General features: G+C 67.5%; 21 protein-coding genes, 1 tRNA gene, 1 other RNA gene and 1 pseudogene. 11 read left to right on the top strand and 13 right to left on the bottom strand.

Going from position 1 to position 23104, the window contains the following annotated elements; all coding sequences use genetic code 11:
* The first annotated feature begins 95 nt into the window (after positions 1-95).
* Positions 96-725 carry a hypothetical protein gene (locus tag ABFD52_02890; GenBank protein MEN6559708.1) on the top strand — a complete coding sequence of 210 codons (630 nt, stop codon included), beginning with the start codon at positions 96-98 and terminating at the stop codon, positions 723-725.
* A 3-nt stretch (positions 726-728) separates the two neighbouring features.
* Here ABFD52_02890 and ABFD52_02895 read toward each other — a convergent pair whose 3' ends face one another.
* Complete coding sequence (locus tag ABFD52_02895; GenBank protein ID MEN6559709.1) at positions 729-2105, bottom strand: pitrilysin family protein; 1377 nt, start codon at positions 2103-2105, stop codon at positions 729-731.
* On the bottom strand, positions 2102-3475 hold the full coding sequence (locus ABFD52_02900) for a pitrilysin family protein (protein ID MEN6559710.1): 1374 nt from the start codon (positions 3473-3475) through the stop codon (positions 2102-2104). Before ABFD52_02900 ends, ABFD52_02895 begins: the two co-directional genes overlap by 4 nt.
* A gap of 236 nt (positions 3476-3711) precedes the next feature.
* On the opposite strand from ABFD52_02900, the pseudogene ABFD52_02905 reads away from it, so the two are divergent.
* From ABFD52_02905 to ABFD52_02920, 4 genes and pseudogenes are all read left to right on the top strand, one after another.
* Positions 3712-4986: pseudogene (locus ABFD52_02905) on the top strand (sigma-54 dependent transcriptional regulator).
* 30 nt (positions 4987-5016) lie between these two features.
* An RNA gene (rnpB, locus tag ABFD52_02910) (RNase P RNA component class A) lies at positions 5017-5393 on the top strand.
* A 63-nt stretch (positions 5394-5456) separates the two neighbouring features.
* Positions 5457-5702 (top strand): hypothetical protein, encoded by a 246-nt coding sequence (locus tag ABFD52_02915; GenBank protein ID MEN6559711.1) that lies wholly within the window; start codon positions 5457-5459, stop codon positions 5700-5702.
* A 47-nt stretch (positions 5703-5749) separates the two neighbouring features.
* A complete protein-coding gene (locus tag ABFD52_02920) occupies positions 5750-6346 on the top strand; it encodes a hypothetical protein (protein MEN6559712.1) in 597 nt (198 codons plus the stop codon).
* Positions 6347-6361: 15 nt separating this feature from the next.
* On the opposite strand, the gene ABFD52_02925 is transcribed toward ABFD52_02920, so the two are convergent.
* The 6 genes from ABFD52_02925 to ychF form a co-directional block, all read right to left on the bottom strand.
* Positions 6362-7780, bottom strand: a complete 1419-nt coding sequence (locus tag ABFD52_02925; GenBank protein ID MEN6559713.1) for an NADH-quinone oxidoreductase subunit N — start codon at positions 7778-7780, stop codon at positions 6362-6364.
* Position 7781: 1 nt separating this feature from the next.
* Positions 7782-9353 (bottom strand): NADH-quinone oxidoreductase subunit M, encoded by a 1572-nt coding sequence (locus tag ABFD52_02930; GenBank protein ID MEN6559714.1) that lies wholly within the window; start codon positions 9351-9353, stop codon positions 7782-7784.
* Positions 9350-11242, bottom strand: a complete 1893-nt coding sequence (gene nuoL / locus ABFD52_02935) for an NADH-quinone oxidoreductase subunit L (protein ID MEN6559715.1) — start codon at positions 11240-11242, stop codon at positions 9350-9352. The genes ABFD52_02930 and nuoL overlap by 4 nt, the downstream gene beginning before the upstream one ends.
* 1 nt (position 11243) lies before the next feature.
* Positions 11244-11546 carry an NADH-quinone oxidoreductase subunit NuoK gene (gene nuoK / locus ABFD52_02940; GenBank protein ID MEN6559716.1) on the bottom strand — a complete coding sequence of 101 codons (303 nt, stop codon included), beginning with the start codon at positions 11544-11546 and terminating at the stop codon, positions 11244-11246.
* Positions 11543-12046 (bottom strand): NADH-quinone oxidoreductase subunit J, encoded by a 504-nt coding sequence (locus ABFD52_02945; protein MEN6559717.1) that lies wholly within the window; start codon positions 12044-12046, stop codon positions 11543-11545. The genes nuoK and ABFD52_02945 overlap by 4 nt, the downstream gene beginning before the upstream one ends.
* A gap of 77 nt (positions 12047-12123) precedes the next feature.
* Positions 12124-13206: a redox-regulated ATPase YchF gene (gene ychF / locus ABFD52_02950; protein ID MEN6559718.1), complete on the bottom strand. Its 1083-nt coding sequence runs from the start codon at positions 13204-13206 to the stop codon at positions 12124-12126.
* A 121-nt stretch (positions 13207-13327) separates the two neighbouring features.
* Between ychF and ABFD52_02955 the strand changes: the two genes are divergently transcribed.
* Positions 13328-13404 (top strand) — tRNA-Met (locus tag ABFD52_02955).
* A 156-nt stretch (positions 13405-13560) separates the two neighbouring features.
* Here the strand turns inward: ABFD52_02955 and ABFD52_02960 are convergent.
* Entirely contained in the window at positions 13561-14967 is a 1407-nt protein-coding gene (locus tag ABFD52_02960) for an amidophosphoribosyltransferase (protein ID MEN6559719.1), read from the bottom strand.
* A gap of 143 nt (positions 14968-15110) precedes the next feature.
* Between ABFD52_02960 and ABFD52_02965 the strand changes: the two genes are divergently transcribed.
* Positions 15111-16499 carry an aminopeptidase P family protein gene (locus ABFD52_02965; protein MEN6559720.1) on the top strand — a complete coding sequence of 463 codons (1389 nt, stop codon included), beginning with the start codon at positions 15111-15113 and terminating at the stop codon, positions 16497-16499.
* 16 nt (positions 16500-16515) lie between these two features.
* On the top strand, positions 16516-16992 hold the full coding sequence (locus tag ABFD52_02970) for a transcription termination/antitermination NusG family protein (protein MEN6559721.1): 477 nt from the start codon (positions 16516-16518) through the stop codon (positions 16990-16992).
* 3 nt (positions 16993-16995) lie between these two features.
* Here the strand turns inward: ABFD52_02970 and ABFD52_02975 are convergent, their stop codons facing one another.
* The 4 genes from ABFD52_02975 to ABFD52_02990 all read right to left on the bottom strand — a co-directional run bounded on the left by ABFD52_02975 (position 16996) and on the right by ABFD52_02990 (position 20512).
* Positions 16996-18108: a family 10 glycosylhydrolase gene (locus ABFD52_02975; GenBank protein ID MEN6559722.1), complete on the bottom strand. Its 1113-nt coding sequence runs from the start codon at positions 18106-18108 to the stop codon at positions 16996-16998.
* 175 nt (positions 18109-18283) lie between these two features.
* Positions 18284-18502, bottom strand: a complete 219-nt coding sequence (locus ABFD52_02980) for a zinc ribbon domain-containing protein (GenBank protein MEN6559723.1) — start codon at positions 18500-18502, stop codon at positions 18284-18286.
* Positions 18503-18593: 91 nt separating this feature from the next.
* Entirely contained in the window at positions 18594-18974 is a 381-nt protein-coding gene (locus ABFD52_02985) for a RidA family protein (protein ID MEN6559724.1), read from the bottom strand.
* 83 nt (positions 18975-19057) lie between these two features.
* Positions 19058-20512, bottom strand: a complete 1455-nt coding sequence (locus ABFD52_02990) for an aminoacyl-histidine dipeptidase (protein ID MEN6559725.1) — start codon at positions 20510-20512, stop codon at positions 19058-19060.
* Positions 20513-20602: 90 nt separating this feature from the next.
* Here ABFD52_02990 and ABFD52_02995 point away from each other — a divergent pair, with 90 nt between their 5' ends.
* The 3 genes from ABFD52_02995 to ABFD52_03005 are packed head-to-tail and all read left to right on the top strand — an operon-like array spanning position 20603 to position 23103.
* A complete protein-coding gene (locus tag ABFD52_02995) occupies positions 20603-21529 on the top strand; it encodes a zinc ABC transporter substrate-binding protein (GenBank protein ID MEN6559726.1) in 927 nt (308 codons plus the stop codon).
* A gap of 4 nt (positions 21530-21533) precedes the next feature.
* The gene (locus tag ABFD52_03000) at positions 21534-22274 is read left to right on the top strand and encodes an ABC transporter ATP-binding protein (protein MEN6559727.1); all 741 of its coding nucleotides are present in this window, start codon (positions 21534-21536) and stop codon (positions 22272-22274) included.
* A 7-nt stretch (positions 22275-22281) separates the two neighbouring features.
* Positions 22282-23103: a metal ABC transporter permease gene (locus ABFD52_03005; protein MEN6559728.1), complete on the top strand. Its 822-nt coding sequence runs from the start codon at positions 22282-22284 to the stop codon at positions 23101-23103.
* Position 23104: the final 1 nt, after the last annotated feature.

The following is a 23104-nucleotide window of genomic DNA, read 5'->3' on the forward strand; positions in this document are numbered from 1 at the left end:
AAATGGCAGAAGAACCTTTTATCGGGCGGTTCGGTTGACAAGCCGCGGCCGGACGCGATATAAGCGGTGCCGACGATCGAAGAGGAGGCTTGCCGATGATCACAAGGCGGAACGGCGTCGCGGCCGTCATCATCCTGGCCGCGGTCCTGCTCCTGCAGAGCTGCGCCACGCTCAGCGAAATGGCTTCGGCCTTGGCCGACCTCCAGCGCCTGAAGTTCAGGCTCAGCGGGGTCCACGACTTCAAGCTGCTGGGCATCGACCTGAGCGGCAAGTCCAGGATCGGCGACTTCAGCGCCGGGGACGGCGTTAAAGCCCTTCAGGCCTACCAGACGAAGAAGCTCCCGGTCGAGCTCGTCCTCGACGTCCTGGCCGTCAACCCCAACGACGGGACTGGGGGAACGCGCCGATCGACCAGCACCCTGACCGGTCTCGAATGCCGGCTCGTCATCGACGACAAGCCGACGGTGACCGGCAATATCGACCGGCCGATCGAGATCCCGGGGACGGGACAGGAGTCCGTCATCCAGTTGCGGCTGTCGCTTGACCTGCTCGAGTTCTTCGGGGACAGGCGTTATGAGGACCTGCTCGGCCTGGCGCTGGCGATCGGCGGCAAGAACAGGACGGCGGCCCGGCTCTCGCTGGACGCCCGGCCGACGGTTTCGACCCCTGTCGGCCCGATCACATACCCCAGCCGTATCACCATCGTCAGCACCGAGTTCCGCTGAGGCTCAGCGCGCGTCCGGGCCGGCTGGGGAGGCCGGGCCGACGGTGACGCGCAGGGCCCGGGCCGGATCTAGGACGGCCCGGGCGTAGGCATTCAGGTCTTCCCGGGTCACGGCCTGGATGGCCGCGAGCAGGCCCGGGGCGGCCTCCGGGCCGAGGCCGAGGGCGGCGAAGATCCCGAGCAGGCGCAGCCGCGGCGATTTCGCCTCGGTATCGCGAAGGAAGCGGGCCCGGGCCATCATCCGCGCCGCTTCCATCTCCTCGCCGGCGATCCCGTTCTCCCGAAGGCCCGCGAGGGTCAGGTCGAGCGCCTCGACGGCCCGCGCCCTCTTATCCCGGCCTGTCTCGAGACGGGCGATCAGGATGCCGGCGCTCCTTGTCCAGGTCAGCTCGGCATCGACGCTGTAGGCCAGCCGCTCGTCCAGCCTCAGTGGCCACAGCCGGGAGCCGGGGCCGGGCCCGAGAAGCGTTTCGAGCAGGATCCCCCTGGCCATGTCGTCCAGGCCGGACCGGGGCAGGGCATAGGCCCTGCCGACGTAGGTCTCCCTGGCGTCCTTGACCAGGACGATGTCCCGGTCCTCGGGCAGCGCCGGGTCCTGGACGGCAAGCCCGGAGGCCGGGCCGTCCGGGAAGGACCCGAACGAGCCGTCAAGCAGGCGGCGCACCGCCTCGGGATCCAGGTCCGATTGGACGCAGAAGAAGACGTTCGGCTTGACCAGGTAACGTCGGACGAAGGACAGGACCGTCTTGCGATCGATGAGGGCCAGGCTGGCCTTAGTTCCATAGAGGGGCGTGCCGTACCCGCGGTCGCGGAAGAAGCCGCGGAAAACCGCGTTGCGTCCGGCCGTGACGGCGTCGTCCTCCTCCGCCCGGGCGTTGACCTCCAGGAGCTCCTTGGCCCGGCCGACCCGCAGCCCGGTGATCAGGGGATCGAGGACGATCTTCGCCGTCACCCGCAGGGCCGCCTCGAGGTTCTCCGAGAGGCATTCGACCACGATGATCGAGCAATCCTCCAGGCAGACGAAGCTCAGCCGCGTCGCCTGGGCCATGAGGTCCTGGACCTTGCCCTCGTCGGGGATCTCCAGCAGGAGCCGCGTCGACATGGTGGCCAGGCCGTCGAGCCCGGCCGGAACCGCGGCCTTGCCGCCGCCGATGACGAGCCCGACGACGGTCGTCGGCGACGAGGCGTCCTTTTGATAGATGCAGGGGACGCCCGAGGCCAGAAGGAACCTTGCGGGGGCGTTCTTCCACGGGCCGCCGTCATCCGGGAGCGCCGGGCCGGATCCGCCGGCGGCCTGGAGGGCGCAGGCCAGGGCGGCCGGCAGGAGGATGGCGGCGGCCCGAAAGCGCCGGCCCCGCCGGCGCGCGGCGGCCGGGCTCATCTCTTCCCCTCCGGGGCGGGGACGATGGAGACCGCCGCGCAATCGCCCCGTCCCAGGTAGCGGCCGGCGGCCTTGCGCAGATCGCCCGAATCGACCCGCCCGATGCCGTCGAGGTAGCGTCCGGGCTCTTCGCGCGTATTGAGCAGCATGTGCCGGACGAGCGCCCCGGCCAGCTGCAGGCCGGACTCGTCGGCCCGGCCGGCCGCGAAGCGGATCTGGTTCTTGGCCATCTCCAGGTAGTCGAACGCGGCCCGCTCGGCCTCCGGGTCGGCGAAGTCCTTCTTCGAGTAGGACTCGCCGCCCGAGCGCTTGAGGAACGCGACGGCCGCGCGCTCGACGGCCGCCAGGTCCTTCGGATCGGCCTCGATCGTGACGATGGCCGCGCCGCCATACCGCAAGGGCAGGTAGGCCATGGAGACGCTCTGGACGGAATTTCGCACGCCGTGCAGGTAGGCGGCAAGGAACGGATTGACGCCCCGGCCGAGGGCTTCCACGAGGACATTCATGGCGTACTGGTCCGGGTGGTTGTAGTCCGGGGCGGCGTAACCGATGGTCAGGTAGCCTCCCCGGACGTCGCGTCCGAGCCTCCGCGAAGAGCCCTTCTTCAGCGGGCCGGCCATCGGGAACTCCGGCCGGGCGAACCCCGTCCGGGGCAGCGGGCCGAAGACCTCGCGGACCTTCCGCTCTATTTCGGCGCACTCGAAGTCGCCGACGACCGCCAGGGCGCAGTTGTCGGCGACGAAGAACCGCCGGTAGAAGGCGAACAGGTCCTCGACCGTGGCCGCCTCGATGACCTCCGTCCTCCCGTAGACGGACCGGCCGTAGGGATGCCCGGGAAAGAGGGCCTGGAGCACGAGGTCGAGCGACCGGCGCTCCGGGTCGTCCTCCATCTGGCCCAGCTCCTCGAGGATGATGTCCTTTTCGCGGTCGAGCTCCTCCTGGCCGAGTTCCATTCCGAACAGTATCTCCTTCTGGTTGCGCAGGGCGAAGTCGGCCTCCGCGGAAGGCAGCGAGATCTCGAAGACCGACAGGTCCTGGCCCGTGTGGCCGTTGAAGTAGGCCCCGTGACGGCGGATCTCGGCCCCGGTCCCGGCGCCGGCCCGGGCCGAGGCGCCCCGGAACAGGATGGCATGCTCGAGAAGGTGGACCAGGCCGCTCGTCGCCTCCGACTCGTCCTTGGAGCCGACATTGAACCCGGTGACGACATGGAGAAGAGGGATCTCGTGTTTTTCGTAGAGGAAGACCCGCAGGCCGTTGTCGAGGACGAAGGACTTCCCGGGAGCGTCGGCGGCGCGAGAAGCCACGGCCGGACCCAGGCAGGCGAGACAGAAAACCCCTATCCCCCAGGCTTTGAGACGATCCCTGGCCACGACCGGTCCCTCGTGCGAATCCAAGTTCAGTCTAGCACAAGACGGAGCTCTCTCCAATCTGGGCAGGCGCCGCGATCCGGCGGCGGGGGGAGGGGAGGCCGGGCCCGCGCCGGTTTTGCCCCCGGGGTGATGTGTGCTAAAATCAACGGGAAAAGGACATCCGGCCGATGAAACCCGAGCGAAAGGCCCGCATCCTGGTCATCGACGACGAGGAGGGGATCCGCAAGTCCCTGAAGATGATCCTCGAGTACGAGGGCTACGAATTCTACGAGGCGGCGACCGGCGAAGACGGCCTGGAGACGCTCCGGGAGACGGTCGGCATCGACCTGGTGCTGCTCGACATCAAGATGCCGGGCAAGAGCGGCCTTGAGGTCCTGGCCGAGCTGCGGGAGCGGCCCTTCGTCCCCGAGGTCATCATGATCTCCGGCCAGGGCACGATCCAGACGGCCGTCGAGGCGACCAAGCTGGGGGCCTTCGATTTCCTGGAAAAGCCGCTCCACCGCGACCGGGTCCTCATCAGCATCCGCAATGCCCTGATGCAGACGAGCCTCAGCCGGGAGTGCCAGGACCTCAAGAGGAAGGCCGAGAAGCATTACGAGATCGTCGGCAGCCACCCCCTCGTCCAGAGCTTGTGGAAGGAGATCCTCAAGATCGCCCCGACCAACGCGACGGTCCTGGTCCACGGCGAAAGCGGCACGGGCAAGGAGCTCGTGGCCCGCTCCATCCACGCCCACAGCCTCCGGGCCCGGGAGCCGTTCGTCCAGGTCAACTGCGCCGCCATCCCCGAGGAGCTCATCGAATCGGAGCTGTTCGGCCACGAGAAGGGGGCTTTCACAGGGGCGACGGAGAAGAAGACCGGCAAGTTCGAGCAGGCCGACGGCGGCACGATCTTCCTGGACGAGATCGGGGATATGAGCCTGCGGACGCAGTCCAAGGTCCTCCGCGTCCTCGAGGAGGGCGAGGTCCAGAAGGTCGGATCGAGCAGGATCTCCAGGGTCGACGTCCGGGTCATCGCCGCGACCAACAAGGACCTGCGCAGGGAGATCCAGGAGGGCCGGTTCCGCGAAGACCTCTTTTTCCGCCTGAACGTCGTGCCCCTCTACGCGCCGGCCCTGCGCGAGCGGAGGGAGGATATCCCCCTGCTCGTCGATTATTTCTCGCGTACTTTCGCCGAGGAGAACAATTTCAGGCCGCGGAAGTTCTCAGCCGAGGCCCTGGAGGCCATGACGGCCTACCCCTGGAAGGGCAACGTGCGGGAGCTCCGGAACATCGTCGAGCGGCTGATGATCCTGACCGACAAGGACACGATCGGGAAGGCCGATCTGCCTGAGGCCTTCCAGCAGAAAGCCGAGGCGGCGGCCCTGCCGGACGCGGCCGGGGTCAAGACCCTGCGCGAGTTCCGCGACCTGGCCGAACGCGATTTCCTCCTGGCCAAGCTCAAGGCCAACAACTGGAACATCTCCCAGACGGCCCGGGAGATCGACACGCCGCGGTCGAACCTCTACAAAAAACTCGAACAATACGGTATAAAGATAACGGCCGGAGCGGGCGAGACGGTCGCCTCTCCTTCCCGCGAGGGAGAAGAGGAGGAAAGTCCGGACTCCGAAGGGCAGGATGGTCGCTAACGGCGACTCCGGGCGACCGGGGGAAAGTGCCACAGAAAAGACACCGCCCTCCGGGGGCCGCAAGGCTTCCGGGGAGCAAGGGTGAAATGGCGAGGTAAGAGCTCACCGCCCCGGCGGCGACGCCGGGGGCAGGGCAAACCCCATCCGGAGCAAGGCCAAACGAGCCCCACTTTGGGATGGCCCGTCCCAGGGGGCGGGTCGGCCGCTGGAGCCCCGGGGCAACCCGGGGCCTAGACAAATGACCGTCGCCCGCGCGAGCGGGGACAGGATCCGGCTTACGTCCCGCTCCGGCCGTTCTTTTTTTCCGCCGGGCCCCGGGCTTACCCCGACGGGCGGTTTTATGCTATAAACGGGGCATGCCCGCCCAGATCCCTTATTCTGCCATCGGGATCGGGATCGCGGTTATTTTCGGCGTCTGGGCCTTTGTCGTCGCCGAGACGGTCAAAGAAAGGGCCGTCATCGGCGGCGGCGCCATCCTTATCTTCCTCGTCGGAGGGCTCTTCCGTTCCCCGGTCGGCCAGCTCATCGCGCTCATCGGGTGGGTCCTCTACGGGGTCGGCTGTATCATCTACCTTCGGTTCAACGGGATGGAGATCCGCTGATGGGCCGGGAAGCCGCCGGACTGAACGATTCGCGTGCGGAGGAAATGATGAAAGCGGTTAAAACGCTCGGATTGACCTTAGCCTTCGTTCTGGCGTTCGCGCCGATCAGGACGTTCCCCGGCCTTCCTCAGACCGGCGCCGTCACGAACGGGTTCCTGGGGGTCCCCTGGGGCGCGAACCAGGGCGAGGTCACCAAGGCCATGAAGGCGCGGGGCTATCGGAAGCTCCAGGGCGCCGAAACGGGCTCGTTGGTTTTCAAGGGGGCGTTCGCCGGTTATCCCTGTCAGCTGACGTTCCGTTTGCTGGCCAATTCGTTCTACGGTGCCTCGGCCAGCTTCATCGCGCGCTCCGGCCGGCCCGCTGCGCCGCAGCAGGCCTTCCTGAGCATCATCCAGGACCTGACCGATAAGTACGGCCCGCCCAAGAGCCGCAAATCCGGCAAGATCCAGACGAACGACGGAAAAGAGCATCCCCGGGAAAGGGCCGAATGGGAGCTCGTGGACGGCGCCACGTCGGATAGATACGCCGTCTCGGTCGATCTTGAGGTGACCTGGTTCGCCGACGACTCGGGCGACCAATATGTCGTCGATGTCTCCTATCAGGCCGTCGACCTCGGCGAAAGGCTCAAAAAGCAGGAATACTGAGCGGGGCTGCGCGGGCTAGAACAGCCCGCTCAAGCCCTGGCGGATCAGGGCCAGGAGATTGCCCGGCCATAAGCCCAGCTGAACTACCCCGAAAGCGCAAAGGAAGACGACCAGCCACAGGGCCGGCTCATCGCGCCCGGCCTCCAGCTCGGCCTCCGGGTCCTTCATGTACATGGCCACGATGACCCTCAGGTAGTAAGCCACAGAAACGAGACTGGCCAGGACGGCCGCGACGGCCAACAGGATGTGTCCCTTGGCCACCGCCGCGCTGAAGACATAGAACTTGGCCAGGAATCCCGACGTGGGCGGGAAGCCGGCCAGCGAAAGAAGGAAGACGGCCAGGCAGGCCGCCAGGGCGGGATGGCGGCGTCCCAACCCGGCGATGCCGAGAAGCGACAGGGACCCGTTGCCCTCGCCGGCGAGGACGGTCAGCACGGCGAAGGCGCCGGCGTTCATGAACAGGTAGGCGACGAGATAGAAGACAAGGCCCGGCCCGTCGCCGGATACGACGGCGACCAGGAGATAGCCCGAGTGGGCGATGGCCGAATAGGCCAGCAGCCGCTTGACGTTCGTCTGCCGCAGGGCGGCCAGGTTGCCGACGAACATCGTCAGGACGGCGGCCACGCTCACGGCCGGGGCGAAAACAGCCCCGGCCGTTCCGGCCTTGTCCATGGCCGGGCCGAGGGCGCGGAGGAGGACCGCCAGCCCGGCGGCCTTGGGGGCTATGGTCAGGAAGGCCGTGACGGGCGCCGGCGCGCCCTCATAGACGTCCGGCGCCCACATGTGGAAGGGCGCGATGGCGATCTTGAAGAACAGGGCCGCGACGATGAGCCCCAGCCCGGCCGCCGGCAACGGCGCCGCCGCCACCCCGGCCGGGCCGAACGCGAAGCCGGACGAGCCCGTGGCCCCGAAAATGATGGCCAGGCCGAAAACGAAGAAGGCCCCGGCGAAGCTGCCCATGAGGAAATATTTGGCCGCCGCTTCGGACGAGGCCCGGTCATTCCGCCTCAGGCCGGTGAGGGCGTAGGAAGCGACCGAGAGGACCTCGAGGCCGAGAAAGACGACGAGCCAGTCGCCGGACGAGACCATGATCATCAAGCCGGCCGTCGCCAGGAGCAGCAGGCCGCAGAGTTGTCCCAGGTTGAAGTCCTGGCGGGAGGCCGAGCCGACGCTCATGAGGACGACAAAGGCGGCGATCAGGACGAAGACGGCCATGACAAGCAGCGCCAGCGGGTCGAGGACGAGGCGGGCCCCGAAATAAGCGAGCTCGAGGTTCCAGGACCGGACGATGAAAAGCCCTGCCGCGAGTAGGGCCAGGATGGCCGCGGCCGCGGCCAGCTCCCGGCCTTTTCGGCCGAGGAACGCTTCGATAAGCAGGGACGCCAGGGCACCGGCGACCACGGCCAGGAGGGGAGCCAGGGCCAGGAACGACATGCTAGGGCTCCCGTTCCCCGGCCGCCGGCGCCCGGAAAGCGGGCCGGGCCGGATCGCTCGACGTCGGGGCCGCCGCGGCCGGCTTGTCGAGGGAGCGAATGTGCCGCGAGACGGCCGCGTCCATTTTCCTCAGGATCGTGCCGGGGAAGAGGCCCAGGAAGAGCATCAGCGCGACGAGCGGGATCAGGACGGCCCGCTCGCGTCCGTCGAGGTCGATGAGCCTCCGGTCGTCCGGGGCCTTGAGCGGGCCGTGCATGACCCGCCGGTAAAGCCAGAGGAGATAGGAGGCCGACAGGATGACCGTCGTCACGCCCAGCCCGGCCAGTATCTTGTTCCGGCCGAAGATGCCGAAGAAGCAGAGGATCTCGCCGACGAAGCCGCCGAGACCGGGCAGCCCGGCCGACGAGAGCATGGAGACCAGGAACAGGCCGGCCAAGACCGGCATGCGGGCCGCGGCGCCGCCGTAATCGGCGATCGCCCTGGTGCGGGTGCGCTCGTAGAGCATGCCGGCGCAGAGAAAGAGGGCGCCCGTGCTCAGTCCGTGATTGACCATCTGGAACAGGGCGCCTTCGGCGGCCTCGAAGTTAAGGGCGAAGACGGCCAGCATGATCAGGCCCATGTGGCTGACGCTCGAATAGGCCACCAGCGATTTCATGTCTTTCTGGGCCAGGGCCATCAGCCCGCCGTAGACTATGCCGATCACGGCCAGGACCGAAAGCGCCGGGGCGAAGGCGCGGCCGGCCTGGGGGAAGAGCGGCAGGCCCAGCCGGATGAAGCCGTAGGCGCCCATCTTGAGCAGCACGGCGGCGAGCAGGACGGACCCCGCCGTCGGCGCCTCGACGTGAGCGTCCGGGAGCCAGGTGTGGAGCGGGAAGAGCGGGATCTTGACGGCGAAGGCCAGCCCGAAGGCCAGGAAGAGCCAGGTCTGAAGGGCCGGCGCCATGGGCATCGCGGCCAGGTCCGAGATCGCCAGGGAGTAGCTGCCCGTCGCCCGGAAAAAGGCGGCATGGAGGACGAAGATCCCGACGAGCATGAGCAGGCTGCCGAACATGGTGAACAGGACGAACTTCATGGTCGCGTAGACGCGCCGCCGGCCTCCCCAGATGCCGATGAGAAAGTACATCGGGACGAGCATGGCCTCCCAGAAGACATAGAAGAGGAACAGGTTCAGGGAGACGAAGACCCCGATCATGCCGGTCTCGAGGAGCAGCATGAAGGCCGAGAACTCCTTGACCCGGACGTCGACCGCCCGCCAGGAGGACAGGAGGGCCAGGGGTGTCATGAAGGCGGCCAGGAGGACCAGGAACAGGCTGATGCCGTCGACGCCGACATGGTAGTCGAGGCCGCGGCCAAGCCAGGAGGCCCGCTCGACGAACTCGGGCAAGCCGGTCGCGCCGCTGAAACCGTGGAAAAGGCCCAGGGCCAGGACCAGCGTCGCGAGCGACACGGCCAGGGTCAGGCCGCGGACGGTTTTGACCGACGTCCCGCGGATGAACAAGAGCAGGATGGCCCCGGCGAGCGGCAGGAAGGTGATCAGGGAAACGACCGGGAAGTCCGCCGCAAGGCCGCTCATATCAGCAGGACACCCAGGAAGATGACCGCCCCCAGGAGGAAGGCCAGGGCATAGTCGCGGAGAAGGCCGCTCTGGAGCGAATTCAGGCCCTTCCCGGCCAGGTCCGCGGCCGAGGCCGAGCCGCTGAGCGCGCCGTCGATCACGCCGAGGTCGAAGTTCCGGTATGCCCAGCCGGCGCCGCGGACGAGGGGCCGGACAACGACGGCCTCATAGGCCTCGTCGATATAGCAATTGTTGACCAGAAGCCGATAAGCGCCGGGGAACCTGCGGGCCATGGCAGCCGGGATCTCCGGCGATCTCCTGTAGAGATGAAAGGCCAGGGCGATGCCGAGAAGCGCCGAGAGCGTCGCCGCCAAACTGAGCGTGATCTCAGTGGACAAGTACGGCCGGGGGCCGGCCGGGGCCAGGACGCCCTCAAGGAAGCGGCCGAAGAGGTCGGCCCGCCCGCCGGCGAGGACCGGCAGCCCGGCAAAGCCGGCCACGGCCGACAGGACGGCGAGTATGACCAGAGGGACGGTCATCGCCCGGGGCGGCTCGTGGATGGGCCGCGCGGGCGCCGGGTCCGTCCGGGCTTCGCCGTAGAAGGTCAGATAGACGAGCCGGAACATGTAGAAGGCCGTCAGCGCGGCCCCGGCCAGGCCGAGGGCGAAGATGACGTGATGCCCGCCGGCAAAGGCGCTGGTCAGTATCGCGTCCTTGGAGAAGAAACCGGAAAGGAAAGGCACGCCGGAGATGGCCAGGGCCCCGACGAGGAACGCGGGGAAAGTGACCGGCAGGTGCTTGCGCAGGCCGCCCATGCGCCGCATGTCCCGTTCGCCGCCGAGGGCGTGGATGACGCTGCCGGCGGCCAGGAAGAGCAGGCTCTTGAAGAAGGCATGCGTCATCAGGTGGAACATCCCGGCGGTGCAGGCCCCGACGCCGCAGCCGATGAACATGTAGCCGATCTGCGAGATCGTCGAATAGGCCAGGACGCGCTTGATGTCGTTCTGGACCAGGGCCAAGGCGGCCGCGAACACGGCCGTGCCCGCGCCCACCCAGGCGACGGCGGCCGAGGCGGCGGGCGAGGCGGCGAAGAGCCCGTTCAGCCGGCAAACCATATAGACGCCGGCCGTGACCATGGTCGCGGCGTGGATGAGGGCCGAGACCGGGGTCGGGCCCTCCATGGCGTCCGGCAGCCAGACGTAAAGAGGAATCTGGGCCGATTTCCCGGTCGCCCCGGCGAAAAGCAGGAGAGCGGCAAGCGTGGCCAGGCCGGCCGGGAGGAGGCCGTTGCGGGCCGCGCCGTTGATGGCCTCGAACGAGGAACCGCCGACCCGGCTCAGCAGGAACAGGATGCCGACGATGAAGGCCGCGTCGCCGACGCGGTTGACGATGAAGGCCTTCATCCCGGCCCTGGCCGCGGCCGGCCGGTCGAACCAGAAGCCGATAAGCAGGTAGGAGCAGAGGCCGACGCCTTCCCAGCCGACGAACATCAGGACGATGTCGGAGGCCATGACCAGCACCAGCATGAAGAAGGTGAAGAGGTTGAGGAAGGCGAAATAGCGGGCGTAGCCCCGGTCTTCGGCCATATAGGAGGTCGAATAGACATGGATGAGGGAACCGACTCCCGTGACCACGAGGACCATGACCGCGGCCAGCCGGTCGAGGGTGAACGAGAACGAGGCGCTGAACGAGCCGACGGAGATCCAGGGCAGGAGCGTTTTGGCCAGGACGGCCGAGCTGCCGCCGGCCAGACGGGCGAAGGCCGCCGCGGCCAGGATGAACGACGCCAGGACGGCGCCGCAGGCCAGCCCGGCGACCGCCTTCCGGGGGAAGCGGCGGCCGAGCAGCACCAGGGCCAGGGCGCTTGCGCCCGGCACGAGAGGGATGAGCCAGAAGAGCCGGTCCATGCTATCCCTTGAGGTCCTTGAGATCGTCGGTCCGGACGGATCTCCGCTGGCGGAAGACGAGCACGATGACAGCCAGCCCTATGACCGCCTCGGCTGCGGCCACGGTGATGACGAAAAGCACGAGGCCCTGGGCCGCCGGCCGGGCCGGGGCCTTGGCCAGGGCCAGGAAGGCCAGGTTGCCGGCGTTGAGCATGATCTCGACGGCCATGAACTGGGTCAGAAGGTCCTTCTTGACGAAGAAGGCGATGATCCCGAGAACGAAGAGGACGGCCGCCAGGACGACGAAGGCCAGAGGCGGGATCACTCGCCCTCCTTCCGGCCGGCCAGGGCCAGGGCCCCGGCGATTGCCGCCACGACCAGCAGGGCCGTGATCTCGAACGGGTAGAGATAGTCCGTGAAGAGGAGCCGGCCGAGAAGGGCGATATCGCGCCCCGCCGGCGCGGGGCCGGCGGGGCTGCCGGCCGCGGTCAGGGCGCGCTTGCCGGCCAGGACGAGCTCGGCCAGCAGGATCGCGGCCGCGGCGGCCGAAAGGGCCATCCTGGCTTTATTCCGGGAGCGTGGCTCCGGCTGGCGGAGGTTGAACATCATGACCGCGAAAAGGAACAGGACCATGATGGCCCCGGCATAGACCAGGACCTGGGCCGCGGCCGCGTACGGCGCGTCGAGCAGGCCGAAGAGGCCGCCCAGGCTGGAAAAGGCGACGACGAGGAACAGGGCGTTGTGGGCCGGGTTCCTGGACACGATCATGGCCGTGACCGAGCCCAGGCAAAGGGCGGCCAGAAGGGTAAAAACGGCGACGGCCATGGTAATATGCCCCCTATTTAATTTGGCCGGGAGGACAAAGTCAAGCCGCGGGGCGGCGGGGGCGGGGCGAAGGGGCGTCAGACGGCGAACCGAAAATTGATGATATCGCCGTCGCGGACGGGGTAGGCTTTGCCTTCGAGGCGCAGGGTGCCGTCCGTGCGGCAGCCTGCGAGGTCGCCATGGGCGATGAAATGCTCGTAGGAGACGACCTCGGCCCGGATGAAGCCGCGCTCGATATCCGAGTGGATGACCCCCGCGGCGCGGGTGGCGACCGTGCCTTCGCTGATCGTCCAGGCCTTGACCTCGTCGCTGCCGACGGTGAAGAAGGAGATCAGGCCCATCATGCGATAGGCCGTGGCGATCAGGCGGTCCAGGGCCGAGCTGCCGATGCCGAAATCCGAGCGGAAGCCGGCGGCGTCCTGGTCGGGGAGCTGGCTGATCTCGCTCTCGAGGCGGGCCGAGAGGCCGACGGCCGCAGTGCCGGGGCGGGAAGCCCGGCCGGCGAACGGCGCCAGGACCTCGGCCTCGCGGCGGATCTCCTCCTCGTCCAGGTTGACGACGACGATGAGGGGCTTTCCGGTCAGGAAGCGGAAGCCGCGCAGGAGGCCTTCCTCGTCGTCCGTGAGGTCGATCTCGCGAAGGGGCGTCTCGGCCTCTAGGGCGGCTTTGCACTTTTCGAGAGCGGCCAGCTCCCGGACGTCGTGATCGCTCTTCTTCGCGGCCACCTGTTTCCGCAGCCGCTCGATCCGGTTCTCGACGATGGCCAGGTCGCTCAGGAGGAACTCGGTCTCGAGGATGGCCAGGTCGCGCCTGGCGTCGACCGAGTCGAGGGGATGGGCCACGGCCGGATCGCGGAACGAACGGACCACGGCCAGGAGGGCGTCGGCCGTCCTGAGCTTGCCCAGGAACTGCTCGCTGAAGGAAGCCTGCTTCGGATCGCCGGCCTGGATCCCCTGGAGCTCGAGGAACTCGACGGACGCCGCCGTCTTCTTTTTGGGATCGAAGATGGCCGCTAGCTTCTCCAGGCGCGGGTCGGGGACCTTGACCACGGCCACGGGGTCGGCGCCCTTGGCCGCGGCGGATCCAGCGGAGGCGCCCGTCAGGGCGGAGAAGAGCGAGCTCTTGCCCGATCGGGGCAGGCCGACGATGCAGATCTTCACGTTCGTCTTCCTTCGGGGGATATACCGGGCGAAGAAAATAAGAGGATATTATACCGGATCGGGTCCAGGCCTTCAATAACCGTTGACAAGAGCCGCCTTCGTGCTATAATGACGCACGTATCGCGGGGTAGAGCAGCCTGGTAGCTCGTCGGGCTCATAACCCGGAGGTCGCTGGTTCAAATCCAGCCCCCGCTACCATTCCGAAACCGATCTTGTTCCCCATAACGATGAGGCTCTTGCCTCGTCGTCTATCTAGGGACGGGCTTTCGCGACCGGTTGGAGAAGCTCCTGAGGTCCATCACGAAGACCCGCCGGAAGCGCATCCTGACGATCGTCAATTGACCCCCGCGGGCCTCAATCGACCGCGACGCCGTCCCAGCAGTAGGTGCAGAGCCTGCTCTTGGGCAGGCCGATGGCCTCGACCAGGTCCTCGAGCCGCTGGTAGCGGAGCGAGGTCAGGCCGAGCGTCTGCGAGATCCAGCCGGCCATCGCCTCGTATTCCGGCGTGCCCGCCCGGGTGTAGGCGGAGAAGTCCTGGAACTCCGGCCCCTCGAGGGCGGCGATGGCCTTGCGGGCGGCCAGGTCGAGCTCGGAGCGCGACCGGGAGAAGTTGAGGTACTTGCAGCCGTAAGCCAGGGGAGGGCAGGCCGGGCGCATGTGGACCTCGACGGCCCCCGACCCGTAGAGGCGCTGGATGGTGTCCTTCAATTGGGTGCCGCGGACGATCGAATCCTCGCAGAACAGGAGCTTGTGCCCCTGGATGATCTCGCGGATGGGGATGAGCTTCATCCGGGCCACCTGGTCCCGGATGTCCTGGTGCTGGGGCATGAAGCTGCGGGCCCAGGTCGGCGTGTATTTGACGAAGGGCCGCCGGAAGGGGATGCCCGCCTCGGCCGCGTAGCCCAGGCCGTGCCCGATCCCCGAATCGGGGATGCCGGCGACGAGGTCGATCTCGATGTCGTCGTTCCGGGCCAGAAAGGCGCCGCAGCGGTTGCGGACGATCTCGACGTTGATGCCCTCGTAGCTCGACGCGGGATAGCCGTAATAGACCCAGAGGAACGAGCAGACCTGGAGCTTGTCTCGGGCCGGGACGAGGGTCTCGACGCCCTCCGGCGTGATCCTGACGATCTCGCCCGGGCCGAGGTACCGGTCGATCTCGTAGCCCAGGTTGGGGAAAGCGCATGTTTCCATTGACACGGCGAACGAGCCCGGCTTCTTGCCGAGGATGAGGGGCGTCCGGCCGAGCTTGTCCCGGGCGGCCAGGATGGCCCCGTCGGTCAGGATCAGGACGGACGAGGAGCCGCGGACGAACTCCCAGACGGCCCGGATGCCGTCCTCGAAGGTGTCCTCGCGGTTGATCATGGCCGCCACGAGCTCGGTCGGGTTGATCTCGCCGCCGCGCATCTCGGAGAAGTGCAGGCACTTGCCCCGGAAGGCCCGGTCGACGAGATCGTCGATGTTCTTGACTATCCCGACCGTGGCGATGGCGTAGTTCCCGAGGTGCGAGCGGATCAGGAGCGGCTGGTCCTCGTAGTCGCTGATGACCCCGATGCCCCGGCCGCCGCGGAGCTTACCGACCTCGTCGCCGAACTTCGTCCGGAACTGGGCGTTCTCGATGTTGTGGATGTAGCGGACGATGCCGGGGCCGTTGCCCACGGCCAATCCGCCGCGCTTCGTGCCCAGATGGGAATGGTAGTCCGTGCCGTAGTACAGGTCCTGGACGACGTCGCCCTGGCCCGCTACACCGAATAATCCGCCCATGCCGGCCTCCTGTCAGAATACCGGGGCATCATAGCATCCCCGTCCGGGCGATTCAAACGAATTGAGAGCCCCGTTCACGCATTCCTCGCGCGCCGGGCGCCGGCTATGATAGAATCCATAGAGACCATCCAAGGAGGTGGACGATGTTCAAAGCGGCGACCTATATCGAGAGACGCAGGCTCCTGAGGAAGTCGGTCGGCTCGGGCCTGATGATCTTCCTGGCCAACGAGGAAGCCCCGATGAATTACCCGGCCAACACCTACCATTATCGCCAGGACAGCTCGTTCCTTTATTACTTCGGCCTCGCTTCGCCGGGCCTGGCGGCGATCGTCGACGCCGACGAGGGCAGGGACACCATCTACGGCACCGACATCGGCATCGAGGACATCATCTGGGAGGGCCAGCTGCCCAAGATCAAGGACCGGGCCCTCGAGGCCGGCGTCCGGCGGACCAGGCCGCGGGCCGCTTTCGACCAGGACGTGCGTCAGGCCCTGGCCGCCGGCAGGACCGTTCACTACCTGCCGCCGTACCGGCCGGACAACAAGATCGTCCTGAGCGAGCTTCTTGGCATCCCTGTCCCGGAGCTCAAGGCCAGGGCCTCGGCCGCGTTCATCAAGGCCTCGGTCGACCAGCGGATCATCAAGTCCAGGGAGGAGATCCGCGAGATCGAGTCCGCCGTGGCCGTCAGCCGCGAGATGTACCTGGCGGCCATGAAGCTGGCCAAGCCGGGCCGCTACGAATACCAGGTCTCCGGGGCCATGGAGGGGATCGCCCTGGCGTACGGCATGCATCTGGCCTTCCCGCCCATCGTCACCGTCAACGGCCAGATCTTCCATATGCACTCGCACGATAACCTGCTGGCCCGGGGCCGGATGCTGGTCTGCGACTGCGGCGCCGAGGCGCCCAGCGGCTACGCCTCCGACATCACCCGGAGCATCCCGGTCAGCGGCAAGTTCAACGCCCGCCAGAAGTCCGTCTACGAGATCGTCCTGGCCGGGCAGCAATCGGCCATCAGGGCCATCAGGCCGGGAGTCAATTTCCGGGACATCCATCTCCAGACGGCCCGGATCATGACCGACGGGCTGAAGGGCCTCGGGCTGATGAAGGGCGATGCCGCCGAGGCGGTCGCCGCCGGCGCCCACGCCCTCTTCTTCCCGCACGGCCTCGGCCACAACATCGGCCTCGACGTCCACGACATGGAGGACTACGGCGAGAACCACGTCGGCTACGGCGAGAAGATCGAGCGGAGCCAGCAGTTCGGCCTGGCCTACCTGCGCATGGCCCGCGAGCTCAAGCCCGGCCATGTCATGACCGTCGAGCCCGGCCTCTACTTCATCCCCGCCCTGTTCGCCCAGTGGCGCAAGGAGAAGAGGCACCGGGGCTTCATCGTCTACGACGCGGTCGAGAAGTTCCTCGATTTCGGCGGCATCCGCATCGAGGACGACGTCCTGGTCACCGAGAAGGGCCGCAAGGTCCTCGGGCCGGCCATTCCCAAGTCGGCCGGCGACGTCGAAAAGGCCTGCCGGGCTTAAGGACCGCGCCCGTCCAATGGAGCGCTGGTACGTCATCAACACCAGGCCCAAGAAGGAGGGCCAGGTCGAGCGGCTCTTCATCGAGGGCGGCTTCACCATCTACTGTCCGAAGTACGTCCGGGAGAAGCGGGTCGTCCCGTTCTTCCCGGGCTACGCCTTCCTCCGGTTCGAGTTCCCCCGGCAGTACCAGATGGTCAAATACACCCGCGGCGTCAAGCGGGTGGTCGGCAACGACGACGGCCCGGTGCCCATCCCGGGGGAGATCGTCGAGGGCATCAGGGGCCGCGAGCGCGACGGGCTGATCGTCTTCGAGAGGTACGGCGAGGAGCCGGCGGTGGGCGACGAGATAGAGGTCGTCGAGGGCCCGCTCAAGGGGCTCAAGGGGATCTTCCGCAAGGAAGCCGGCGACAGCGAGCGGGTGATGATCCTCCTGAACTACGTCTCCTACCAGGGCATGCTGCTCATCGAGAAGGCCAAGCTGAAGAAGATCTAACGCCTATTTTTGGGCTTTGAGCGCGTCGAGGAAGGGCCGCTTCAGGCTCGACGACGAGAAATAGACAACGCCGTCGGCCTTGAGGGCCCGGCTGATCCGCATCTGCTCGAGCATGCCTTCGGGCGTGTTCTGGTTGTGCGAAGTGCCGATGCCGATGCCCGGGCAGACGAGCGCCTGCCCCCGGCCGTCGCCCACGGCCTCCCGGGTCAGCGCCTCGTAGAGCTTCATGTCGTTCGTGTAGATCATGGGGTTGAGCATGTCCACCAGGCCCTCGCGGCCCCAGGCGGCCCAATCCTGGCCGATCATGACCCGGGCGTTGACGGCGTCGGGGAAGACGGCGGCGCTGATCCTGACCTTCCGGCCCGTGCCGGCCAGGGCGGCCTTGAGCTCGCGGACGAAGACGGTCACTCGGCCTGTGTTCCAGCGCAGCCAGACGTTCCAGGCGGGATTGCCCGTGTCGCGGGCCTTGACCGCGGCCATGTCCACGCCGGTGTCCTCGCGGAACAGCCGCAGCGTCTCGCCGTCGAAGCCGAAGAACGGCTCCGTCGGCTCGCAGGGATAGCGGATGTAGTCGAGGTGGACCCAGCCGACGTCATACTTGCGGACGACCTCGAGCATCAGGCTGATCTCGTAGGCCCGGACGGCGGGCAGGGCGGGATTGACGGCGGCGACCATCTCCCGCCGCGGCGACTCGATCAGCCACTCCGGGTGCTGACGGACCTGGCCCAGGATGGCCGATTCCGGGAAGACGCAGAACCAGGGGTGGACCTCCATGTTGCGCTTTTTGGCCTCGGCCAGGAACGTCCCGAAGAAGTCCCAGTCATAAGCCGGATCGCCAACGCCGATCTCGCTGGCGTAATAGACGCGTCCCGAGGTGTCCTTGACCAGCATGATCAGGGTGTTGATGCCGGCCCTGGCATATTCGTCGAGGGTCGTCCGCATCGCCTCGACGGCCTTGGCCCTGTCGGGGCCGAACAGGCCGGGATGCATCCAGACCCCCCGGACCGGCATGGCCAGCGAAGCGGCGTCCGCGCCGCCGGGGCAAGCCGGGGGTGCGGCCGAGGCGAGCATGATCAGCAGGGCGCCAGCCAGAGAGGCGAACGATCGCGTCTTCATCATCGATCTCCTTTTTCGGCGATACGGACACGGCCAAGGCCGCCGTCCTCCAGATCTTATTTCCGGATGAGGCGGAGGCGAGATCGAGGCGGCGTTCGGACGGCGTTCCATGGCGGACGCCTATTAGATCGTCAACCGGGGAGGGAAGTCAAGACAAGAGGCTGGCTGCGACGCTTCAGTGGCAGGTGCTGCAGGACTTGGACGAACAGCTGTGGCAGCCCGAAGACGAGGCCTTGAGGCGGCTTGAGCCGCCGCCGATCCCGAAGCCGGAGATCATCTTCCGGACCTCGCCGGACCCGCACCCGGGACAGACGGCGTCCTTCTCTTTGCCGACGGCGACGAGGCACTCGAACCTCTTGCCGCACTTCCTGCATTCGAATTCATAAAGGGGCATAGCGATCCTATTTTACACGAGCCCCTCGTCACGGTCCACAGCAACGAGGCTCCCCGGCGGCCTGGCGAACGGCCAGCCGCCGGCCAGGCCGTCACTTGACGAGGGCGATGGCCTCGATCTCCACCTTGACGTCGCGCGGCAGCCGGGCCACCTGGATCGCCGCCCTGGCGGGGTTCGGGGCCTTGAAGAACTCGGCATAGACCGCGTTCATCTTGCCGAAATCGTTCATGTCCTGGAGAAAGACGGTCGTCTTGACGACGTCGTCGAGCGACGAACCGGCCGCGGCCAGGACGGCCGCGACGTTATTGAGGGCCTGCCGGGTCTGCTCCTCGACAGGGCCGTTGTTGAGCTCGCCCGTGGCCGGGTCCAGGGGGATCTGGCCCGAGCAGAAGACGAAGCCGTTGGCGATGATGCCCTGGGAATAGGGGCCGATGGCCTTCGGCGCCTTGTCGGTCTGGACCTGCTTCTTCATGCTGATGCTCCTTGAGAGGCCGGCGAAGGCCCGGTTCGCTAACGCGCCCGCGGCGCCCGCCAAAGCCAGGAATTTCCGTCTGTTCATGCCGACAGGCCGTCAACGGCCGCCGTCAGCAGCTTCCAGAACCTCTCGACCGAGCCGGCGTGGACGTGCTCCTCGGGCGAATGCGGGTTCTTCAGGGTCGGGCCGAACGAGATCATGTCCATGCCCGGGTATTTCTCGCCGATGATGCCGCACTCGAGCCCGGCGTGGACGGCCACGACCTCGGCCTCCTTGCCGAACGTCCCGGCATAGAGCTCCTTCATCTTCTTGAGGAGTGCGGAGTCGAGGTTGGGCATCCAGCCGGGATAGCCGCCGTGGAACTCGGCCCTGGCCCCGGCCAGGGCGCAGACGGACTGGATGACGTCGCGCGCGGCCTCGAGGGCCGAGGCGACCGAGCTGCGGGTGCTGCAAAGGACCTCGAGGGCCGCCTTGCCCGTCTTGACGATGGCCAGGTTGGTCGACGTTTCGGTCAGCCCGGCGATCTCGGGATGCATGGCGATGACGCCGTGCGGCACGGCCATGAGGAAATCGATCAGGGCGCGCTGGCAGTCCCGGGTCAGGGCATAGTCCTTGCCGGCCGCCTCCGTGAGGGCATAAGAAGCGCCGGGCTCGACCGCCTTGTACTCGACCTTGATCTTGTCGAAGGCCTTCTTGAAGGCCGCGGTCATGGCCCGGACCTGGACGGGCGGGCAGGCCAGGATGGCGACCGCTTCGCGGGGGATGGCGTTGTGCTTGCTGCCGCCTTCGATGCTCACCAGCTCGAACTTGGCCGCCGCCTGGCCCTGGGCCAGCACGCGGGCCAGGAGCTTGATGGCGTTGCCCCGGCCCTGGTTGATATCCAGGCCGGAATGGCCGCCCCGGAAGCCGTGGACATGGAGCCTGTAAAGGTTCTTCGAAGCCGTTTTCTTCCGTTCGAGCGGCAGGGCCAGCGTCGAATCCGCGCCGCCGGCGCAGCCGATGGTGAAGGTGCCCTCGTCCTCGCTGTCGAGGTTTAGGAGCATCCGGCCGGCCAGGAAGCCTTTCTGGATCTTGTTGGCGCCGGTCAGGCCCGTCTCCTCGTCGACGGTGAACAGGCATTCGAGGGGGCCATGGACCAGGGTCTTGTCCTCCAGCACGGCCAGGGCCGCGGCCAGCCCGATCCCGTTGTCGGCGCCGAGGGTCGTGCCCTGGGCGTAGACCCATTCGCCCTTGATCTCGGCCTGGATGGGATCCTTGCAGAAATCGTGGGCCTTGTCGGAGTTCTTCTCGCAGACCATGTCGAGGTGGCCCTGGAGGATGACCCCGACGGCGCTTTCGCGGCCTGGCGTCGCGGGCTTGCTGACGAGGACGTTGCCGACCTTGTCGCGCCTGGCGGGCAGGCCGAGCGACGCCGCCACGGACAGGACGTAGTCGCCGATGGCCTTCTCGCTGCCCGAGCAATGCGGGATGGTCAGGATCTTGGCGAAATGCTTCCACAGAAGCCGGGGTTCGAGTTCATTTAGGGATGCGGCCATATCATTCTCCTTGCGGATGGTTTGCCGAAACCGAATGATGCCACAAATTACCGGTGGATTCAAGCCGGCCCGGAGGGTATAATCGGGCCGATGAGAGCCGTCGCGCGCATCGTCCTGGCCTTTTTCCTGACCCTGTCCGCCGCCCCCGCGGCGCCGCCGGCCAAGGTCCGCATCCTGGCCACGGTCTTCCCGCTCAAGGAGTTCGCGGCCGAGGTGGCCGGCGGCCGGGGCCAGGCTTCGCTCCTGCTGCCGCCCGGCGCCGGCGTCCATACCTGGCAGCCGCGGCCCGGCGATATAGCCCGTTTGTCGGAATGCGACCTGCTTCTTTATATCGGCTCCGGTCTCGAGCCCTGGCTGCCCGACCTGCTCAAGGCCTTTCCCAAGGGCCGGATCAGGACCCTGGAGGCGGCCGGCGGACTGGCCGTCCCCGGGGACGAGCCCGGCGGGGAGCCCGGCGATGAGCATGGCGCGGAGCACCGCCACGGCGCCCTCGATCCCCACGTCTGGCTCGATTTCGATCTCGACATCCGCATCGTGGAGCGGATCGCCGGAGAGCTCGCCCGGATCGATCCGGCCGGCGGCCCCGAGTACGCCGCCAACGCCGGACGGCTGGCCGCCCGCCTGCGGCAGCTCGACGCGGACTTCCGCGAGGGCCTGGCCGGCTGCCGCGGCCGGGACCTGGTCCTGGCCGGGCACGCCGCCTTCGGCTATATGGCCCGCCGCTACGGCCTCGTCCAGTCCGCTCTCTACGGGCTCAGCCCGGACGCCCAGCCCAGGCCCCAGGACCTGATGAAGGCCATCGATCACTGCCGGGCCAAGGGCATCCGGACGGTCTTCTTCGAGAATTCCGTGCCGCCGGGCCTGTCTCAGACCCTGGCCCGCGAGATCGGAGGCCGGGTCATCGTCCTCCAGGCAGGCCACAATCTGACCCGTGAACAACAGGAGCGCGGAACCGGCTTTTTCGATCTCATGCGCGAGGACCTGGCCGCGCTCAAGGACGGCCTGGGGTGCCGGTGAGGCCATGAGCCTGGTCGAGCTTCGCGACGTGTCTTTTTCCTATGACGGGGCCCCCGCCCTGATCGACGTCAACCTGACCATCAAGAAGGGGGATTTCCTGGCCGTTATCGGGCCCAACGGCTCCGGCAAGACCACACTGGTCAAGCTCATCCTCGGCCTGCTCCGCCCCTCGAAGGGACGGGTCGAGCTGTTCGGACATCCGCCAGGCGAGTTCACGGCTTGGGACAAGATCGGCTACGTTCCCCAGAAGGCGACCCACGTCGATCCCTACTTCCCGGCTTCGGTGGAGGAGGTCGTCCGCATGGCCCTCCTGGCCGGCGGGCGCCTGAAGCGCCTGGCGGGCCGCGAGGCCCGCGAACGCGTCCGCCGGGCCCTCGACGTCGTCGGCATGGCCGAATTCGCCAAGGCCTCGATCGGCCGGCTTTCGGGCGGCCAGCAGCAGCGGGTCTTCATCGCCCGGGCCCTGGTGACCGGGCCCCGGATCCTCTTCCTCGACGAGCCGACGACCGGCGTCGACGCCGAGACGCAGACGGCCTTCTACGACCTTCTCGACCGGCTGAACCGGACCCAGGGCCTGACCATCGTTCTCGTCACCCACGACATCGGGATCGTCAACAAGCACGTCAACCGGGTGGCCTGCGTCAACCAGAGGCTGGTCTATCACGGGGACCACGAAGGCTTCTGCCGCTCGGACGCGTTCCGCGAGATGATCGGCCGCGGCCATCTCGTCTCCCACGAGCACTGAGACGCCCATGCACGCGCTCCTCGCCTACGGCTTCCTCCAGCGGGCCTTCCTGGCTGGTGTCTTCATCGCCGTCGCTTGCGCCGTGCTGGGCGTTTTCCTCGTCCTGCGGAAGGACGCCATGATCGGCCACGGCCTGTCGCACATCGCCTTCGCCGGGGTGGCCCTGGGCCTGTTCCTGAACATCCTGCCTCTCGCGGCCGCCCTGGCCGTTTCCGTCGGGGCCGCCCTGGCCGTGGTCAAGCTCAAGGGCCGGGCCGGCCTGCACGGGGACACGGCCATCGGCATCTTCAGCAGCCTGGGGATGGCCGTCGGCATCCTGCTCGCCTCGCTGGCCCGGAGCTTCAACGTCGAGCTGATGTCCTACCTGTTCGGGGACGTCCTGGCCATCGCGCCGCTCGAGGTCTGGCTGGCCGTCGGCCTGGCGGCGGCCGTCCTGATCACGGTCCGGCTGAACTACGGCCGGCTCCTGTTCATGACCTTCGACCGGGAATCGGCCCGGGCCGCCGGCATCAGGGTCGGCCGGCTGGACACGCTGCTGATGGTGCTGACCGCGGTGACGGTCGTTCTGGGGATGAAGGTGGCCGGGATCCTGCTGGTGGCCGCGCTCATCGTCATCCCGGCGGCGGCCGGCCTGCAGGTCGCGGCCAGCTTCCGCACGGCCGTGACGGTCTCGGCGGCCGTGGCCGTCATCGGCGTGGCCGGCGGGCTGGGGCTGTCGCTGGCTCTCAACGTCCCGGCCTCGGCGGCCATCGTCATCCTCTGCTTCCTGGCTTTCGTCCTCCTCTTCGCTCTGAAGAAGGGGAGAGGCGCGCCGCCCGCCGCCGGATAGG

The organism is Acidobacteriota bacterium (assembly GCA_039683095.1).
In the GTDB taxonomy this organism is placed as follows: Bacteria; Acidobacteriota; Aminicenantia; order Aminicenantales; family Saccharicenantaceae; genus RBG-16-66-30.